Source organism: Streptomyces sp. NPDC000410 (assembly GCF_040300305.1).
GTDB lineage: Bacteria > Actinomycetota > Actinomycetes > Streptomycetales > Streptomycetaceae > Streptomyces.
This window is the reverse complement of the sequence record NZ_JBEPDM010000015.1, coordinates 140745-147053: the sequence shown is the minus strand read 5'-3', so window position 1 is coordinate 147053 and position 6309 is coordinate 140745. Positions and strand designations below refer to the sequence as shown.

The 6309-nt window shown below is 72.3% G+C and carries 5 protein-coding genes; 4 read left to right on the top strand and 1 reads right to left on the bottom strand.

The window, feature by feature from the left end; all coding sequences use genetic code 11:
- The 4 genes from ABT342_RS18240 to ABT342_RS18225 all read left to right on the top strand — a co-directional run.
- On the top strand, positions 1 to 213 hold a 213-nt coding region (locus tag ABT342_RS18240; protein WP_351574266.1), incomplete at its 5' end, for a 2-oxo acid dehydrogenase subunit E2.
- A 68-nt stretch (positions 214 to 281) separates the two neighbouring features.
- Complete coding sequence (locus ABT342_RS18235; RefSeq protein ID WP_351574263.1) at positions 282 to 1274, top strand: transaldolase family protein; 993 nt, start codon at positions 282 to 284, stop codon at positions 1272 to 1274.
- Complete coding sequence (glpX, locus tag ABT342_RS18230) at positions 1267 to 2214, top strand: class II fructose-bisphosphatase (protein ID WP_502965564.1); 948 nt, start codon at positions 1267 to 1269, stop codon at positions 2212 to 2214. The genes ABT342_RS18235 and glpX overlap by 8 nt, the downstream gene beginning before the upstream one ends.
- A 459-nt stretch (positions 2215 to 2673) precedes the next feature.
- A complete protein-coding gene (locus tag ABT342_RS18225) occupies positions 2674 to 3957 on the top strand; it encodes an IS701 family transposase (protein WP_351574257.1) in 1284 nt (427 codons plus the stop codon).
- A 64-nt stretch (positions 3958 to 4021) separates the two neighbouring features.
- On the opposite strand, the gene ABT342_RS18220 is transcribed toward ABT342_RS18225, so the two are convergent.
- A complete protein-coding gene (locus tag ABT342_RS18220; RefSeq protein WP_351574254.1) occupies positions 4022 to 6064 on the bottom strand; it encodes a helix-turn-helix domain-containing protein in 2043 nt (680 codons plus the stop codon).
- Between the last annotated feature and the right edge of the window lie 245 nt (positions 6065 to 6309).

The following is a 6309-nucleotide window of genomic DNA, read 5'->3' as shown; positions in this document are numbered from 1 at the left end:
CCGATCCTCAACCCGGGCGAGTCCGCGATTCTCGCGGTCGGTGCGATCAAGCTCCAGCCGTGGGTCCACAAGGGCAAGGTGAAGCCGCGTCAGGTCACCACCCTCGCGCTGTCCTTCGATCACCGTCTGGTCGACGGCGAACTCGGCTCCAAGGTCCTGGCGGACACCGCCGCGATCCTCGAGAACCCCAAGAAGCTCATCGTCTTCGGATAGGCCTCGACAGGCCTCGACAGGCCTCGACAGGCCTCGAATGGCCCCCGAATGGGCAAGGAAGGAAACCCATGAGCACGAGCAACGCCGTAGCCCGACTGTCCGCCGAGGGCGTGTCCGTATGGCTGGAGGCCGGCGACGCGGGCACCCCGGACCAAGGACTCGTCCGGCGGCTCCTGGCGGCCGGGCAGATCACCGGACTCGACCTCGCCCAGGCGGACATCGGCCACGACGACGCCGTCGACGTCGCGCGCTGGGCCTGCGATCTGCTGCTGCCCGAGTACGAGCGCACCGGCGGCCGGGACGGCCTGGTCACCCTCCCCTCCACCGTAGGATCCGCCGCCGGGCGCGTCGCCGACACCGCCGCCCATGTCCGCGCGGCCAGATACCTCGCCCGGGAGACCGGCCGGCCCAACCTCCTCGTATCCGTACCGGCGACGGTGGCCGGTGTCGCCGCCATCGCGCCGCTGCTCGCCGAGGGCACCGGCGTCCAGGCGGGCCCGGTGTTCTCCATGCAGCGCTACCACCAGGTGGCGGCGGCGCACCTCGCCGGTCTTGAGCAGGCCCGCCGGCGCGGACTGGACCTGTCGGCGATCGCGTCGACGGCCGCGTTCCGGGTGAGCCCGATGGACATGGAGGTCGACAAGCTCCTCGACCGGGCCGGTAGCGACGAGTCGAAGGCGCTGCGCGGCCGGGCCGCCCTCGCCGGCGCCCGACTGGCGCACCGCGTCTTCGCGGAGACGTACGACGTACGGACACGGCCCGAGTGGCGGGCGCTCGCCGAGGCCGGTGCCCGCCCGCAGCGGCTGCTGTGGACGGACGCGTACGACCGTATCCCCGGTCGGCGCGCCACCCGCTACGTCGAGGAGCTCGTCGCGCCCGGCACCATCACCGCACTGCCCGCCGCCGCACTCGAACAGGTCGCCGCACGCGCGCGGATCACCGGTGCGCGGGCCCACCGGGAGTACGAGTGCGCGGACCGGCTCTTCGGATACCTGCAGTGGTTCGGCATCCGCTACGACGATGTCGTCCAGGACCTGGAAAGGGGCTACGCCCATGCCTGACCTCGACCGCAATCTCGCCCTCGAACTGGTCCGCGTCACGGAGGCCGCCGCCCTGGCGGCCGGCCGCTGGGTCGGCAGGGGCGACAAGAACGCCGCGGACGGGGCCGCCGTCCGGGCCATGCGCGAGCTGGTCTCCACGGTGTCGATGGACGGCATCGTCGTGATCGGTGAGGGCGAGAAGGACAACGCTCCGATGCTCTACAACGGTGAGCACATCGGCGACGGCACCGGGGCGGCCGTGGACGTCGCGGTCGACCCGGTGGACGGCACCACGCTCACCGCCAAGGGCATGCCCAACGCCATCGCCGTGCTGGCGGCCGCCGAACGGGGGGCGATGTACGACCCCTCGGCCGTCTACTACATGGAGAAGCTGGCCGCGGGCCCGGAGGCGGCCGACTACGTGGACATCACCGCCCCGGTGGCGGTGAATGTCCGCCGCGTCGCCAAGGCGAAGGGCTGCCGCCCCGAGGACATCACCATCGCCGTGCTCGACCGGCCCCGCCACGACGACATCGTGCGCGAGATCCGCGCGGCGGGCGCCCGGATCAACTTCCTCAGCGACGGGGACGTGGCGGGCGCGATCATGGCCGTACGGGAGGGGACCGGCGTCGATCTGCTGCTCGGCATCGGCGGTACCCCGGAGGGCATCATCGCGGCCTGCGCGATCAAGTGCCTGGGCGGCACGCTCCAGGGCCGGTTGTGGCCGCGCGACGCGCAGGAGCGGCGTGCCGCGCTGGAGGCGGGCCACGAGCTCGACCGCGTCCTGACCGCGGACGACATGGTGCGCGGCGACAACGTGTTCTTCGCCGCGACCGGGATCACGGACGGCGAGCTGCTGCGGGGGGTGCGGTACGGGACGGGGGCGGCTACGACGCAGTCGCTGGTGATGCGTTCGCGCAGCGGGACGATCCGGCAGCTCGATTCCACCCACAGGATATGAACACCGGCGCCGGGGCCGATGCGGTGCGCTCGGCGCGGGCGACCGCCAGTACCCCGTTGGCCGGCGGTGCCGTGCCGTGCATGGCTGTACTCCAGTGAATGTGAGTGAACGTCCGGTCGGCGGGCGTCCTCCATGCCGATCACTGTGTGAAGCGCTCCGGACGCGCCGCAAGGCGAGCGGCGGCTCCTGCTCAGGTGCGCCGGACTTCGCCGGATGCGCCGACTCGTCAGGTCGTACGCCGGGACGGGCAGGCGGCCCCGGCGGCAGCGGGGGGGTGGTGGTCCCGCCACACCCGCAGGGCTGATTCGGGCCGTACGTACGACACCTGACCAGGCTGTGTGGTGGCGTGGCCACCATCGAGCCGGGCGATTGGGTCCTCGCGACACCTCCTCCGGACGGCCGGTGGAGGGGCACTGTGGAAGCCGGTCAAGAGTCGGCGAGCGCAGAGGCAGGAGTGTCGTGAGCAGAGCTGTCTTCGCAGGGCATGAAGCGACCCAGGGGTGGGCGGAGATCGCACAACCGGCGGACATGGTGGCGGAGTTGTCCGCCGCGCTGTTCCCTTCGGCCCTTCGCAGAAGGGATCAGCGCAGGCGGGCCGAGCAGTACGTACGCGGACTGCTCGCGGTCGACGGCCGCAAGTCCATGCGCAGGATTGCCACGATCGTCGGCGGTGGCGCCGCCGAGCAGAGCCTGCACCATTTCATCGCCGGCTCCACCTGGGACTGGTCGTCGATGCGGGAGGAACTGGCCCGCTATCTGCAGGACGTCATGCCGCCACAGGCATGGGTGGTGCAGCCGATGGCCATTCCCAAGGTGGGGGAGCACTCGGTGGGCGTGGACCGGCGGTTCGTCCCGCAGCTCGGCCAGTCGGCCAACGGCCAGCAGGCGTTCGGTGTCTGGTTCGCCTCGGAGGAGATGAGCGCGCCGGTCAACTGGCGGCTGCATCTGCCGGATCACTGGGTGCGGAACGAGGAGCGGCGCCGCAGGGCGGAGATCCCCGACGAGGCAGTCGCGGAGACGCTGGACGAGTGCGCGTCGGCCGCCGTGCTCGAGTCCATGCTGAAGTGGCGCATCCCGCGCGTTCCCGTGGTGCTGGGCGCGACGGGCGCCGACGTACGGGCGACCGTGCTGCGCCACCGGGCCGCCGAGGTGCCGCTGCTCGTACGGATCTCCGGGGCCACCGGGCTCGCCGTCGCCGACCCTTCGATGCCGGGCTTCGGCGCTGGGCGGCTGACCGCCCAGCAGATCCTCGACTCGGTCAGGGCGCTGCGCCGGCCCGTGGAGTGGACCGACCCTGATGGTGGCCGGGGCACCATGCGCGACTCCTTGGTGGTGGCCGCACGAGTGGTGCTGCCGGACGCCGCGCCACGGCCGCGCCGCACGGGTGCCGGGCAGCCGCAGGGACTGCTGCTGGTCGGGGAGTGGCGCGACCGCGATCCGCGCCGCCCGCCGACGGACTTCTGGCTGACCAGCATGGTCCGCACGCCGGTGCCCGCGCTGCTGCGGCTGACCAAGCTGACCCGGCGGGTGGCCCGGGACAGCGCGACGGTGGGCGACCAGGTCGGCCTGCGGGACTTCGAGGGCCGCTCCTTCCGGGGCTGGCACCGCCACGTCACGCTCGCGTCCATCGCCCACACGGCCAGAACCCTGGCGGACGCGAGCCACCTGCCTGGATACCGGGGCTTCGGCGGGACAGGGGTCGGGGTTGGGGGCGGGATGTACGCGGCGGGGATGCCGGCGTGATGCGGGTGCGGGTGGTGGCGGGTTGGGGGGTGACCGCCGCGGGCGTCCACCCACCCCCCACCCACTACGCGACCGGGTCCGCGGCCCGGTGGTGGCCGGCCGTCCCACCCCGGGCGCCCAGCATGTGCCGGGCCCGCTGGAGGCGCAGTGCCAGCTGGACCTCGAGGGCCTGGGCCGGCTCCTGCCAGTCCGCGCCGAGGAGTTCGGCGATCCGCTCCAGCCGGCGCGAGACGGTGTTCGGGTGGACGTGCAGCGCCTCGGCCGCCCGGGTGGGGCTGCTGCCGGAGGTGAAGTACGACTCCAGCGTCCGCAGCAGCTCGGTCGACTGCTGGCTGTCGTAGTCCAGTACGGGCCCGATGGCCGAGCAGATGAACCCGTCGATGTCGTGTTTGTCGGACAGCAGCAGCCCCAGGAACCCCAGTTCCCGCTGTGACGCCGTGCCCCCTGTGCCGCCGAGCGCGGTGAGCGCGTCCAGGCAGCGCTGTGCCTCCTGGTAGGTGCGCTTGACGGCGTCCGGCGTGGTGACCGGGCCGGCCGTGCCGACCGTCACTGGATGCCCGAGCACCGTGGACAGCTCGCGCGACACCGCGTTGGCCGCGGCCGTCGGGTCGTCGCCCGGCAGCAGCAGCACGATGCGGCCCCCGTCGGCGTATTTGAGCCCCGACAGCCGGTGCGCGTACGACGACGCCCATACGACGGCCCGGCCCTGCGCCCCGCCCTCGGGGCGGGCCACCACCACGACATGCGGGTCGGTGAGGTCGACCGCGAGCCGCCGGGCGCGTGCCGCGAGCTGGTCCGGCGGCAGCAGGGACGCGTTGAGCAGGTCGTGGAAGAGCTCGTCGCGGACCTGGCCCTCGGCCACCGCCGTACTGCGCTGCATCAGCAGCAGCACGGCGACGGTCTGCGAGACCAGGCCGAGCAGCTGCAACTGGACGTCGGAAGGCGGTCCGTCGCGGTGCAGTACGAGCGTGCCGAGGCTCTCCGTGCCGCCGGTGACCGGGCACGCCCACAGTTCTGGTCCGTCGGCGCACCGTACGGGTTCGCCCTCGGCGTGCGCGTCCAGACAGGCGCGGTCGAGCGATTCCTCGTCCACGCGCACCACGTCCGTACCGGCGGACTCACCTGAGCGGGACCCGGACCCGGCAGTCCCGGCGCCCGAGCCCGCGCCGCCCTGCCTCGGAAAATCGTCAGTGCTCGCGAGGTCCTTGCCGGCCGTCCCCCGTACCAGCAGCGACCCGTCCAGCTCGGCGGCCGCCCGGTTCACCAGGGCGTGCAGATCGCTTCCGCCCAGCACCATGTCGATCAGTTCGCTGTGGGTGCTGTGCAGCCGGCGCGCGGCGGCGGAGGAGTCCATGGCCCGCGAGGTGTCCAGCTCCAGCTCGGTGACCTCGGCCTGGGCCTGCTCCAGCAGCGTGGTCCGCTCGATGGCGACGGCGGCGAGGTCGGCCAGCGAGGTCATCAGGGAGACCTCGTCGGGCAGGAAGTGCCGGACGTTGCGGTCCGCGACGTAGAGCACCCCGAACGTCGAGTGCTCGTGCCGCAGCGGCACGGCCATGATGGCGCGCAGCCCCTCCGTCCGCACCACGTTGTCGATGACCTCGTCGTGCACGAAGCCCTCGTCGCGCAGGTAGTCGGGGGTCCAGAACGGGGCGGAACGTTCCCGCGCGGGCTCGCCGACGCCGCCGCCCACCGGCACCTTGAACCCGACGGTGATCGCCGACGCGTTCCCGTCCGCGGCCCGCACGTGCGACAGCCCGGCCTTGGAGTCGTAGAGGCTCACCCACGACATGTCCAGTCCCAGCAGCAGCCGGGCCCGCCGGGTGATGACCTTGAGCAAGGTGTCCAGGCTGTACGGCAGGGTGAGGTCGCGGGCGGTGTCCACCAGCGCGGACAGCCCGGCCTCGCGCTGCTGGCGCCGGCCGAACAGCTGCCGGATGTCCAGAGAGCGTTCCTTCGCCGCGGCAAGCCGGACCAGTTCGTCCTCGGTCGCGCCGGCGGACCGCGCCTGCCGGACGAGATCCTCGAAGCGCTCCGGAGGCGCCTCCTGGGCCAGCAGTTCAAGCATGGTGAACGCGTACCCGTCGAGCGATCCGCCCTCCGGCAGCATGATGTAGCCCCTCCCCCTAGAGCATGAAGATCCCACTCCCCACCGGCAACGTAATCCGCTCCTCTTGGGTTGGTCAACAACGGAACAAGACCACATGCGCAGGTCAGAGGCCCTGACGGTGGTGTGAGCACCGTCCATCAGGTGGACAGTGTCGCCTGATCACCTTCCGCCGGAGCACCCCCGCACACCACGCTGAGCAGGCAGGCGTTGCGGAGAGTAGCGCCGCTCATGAACCGGTGGGGGAG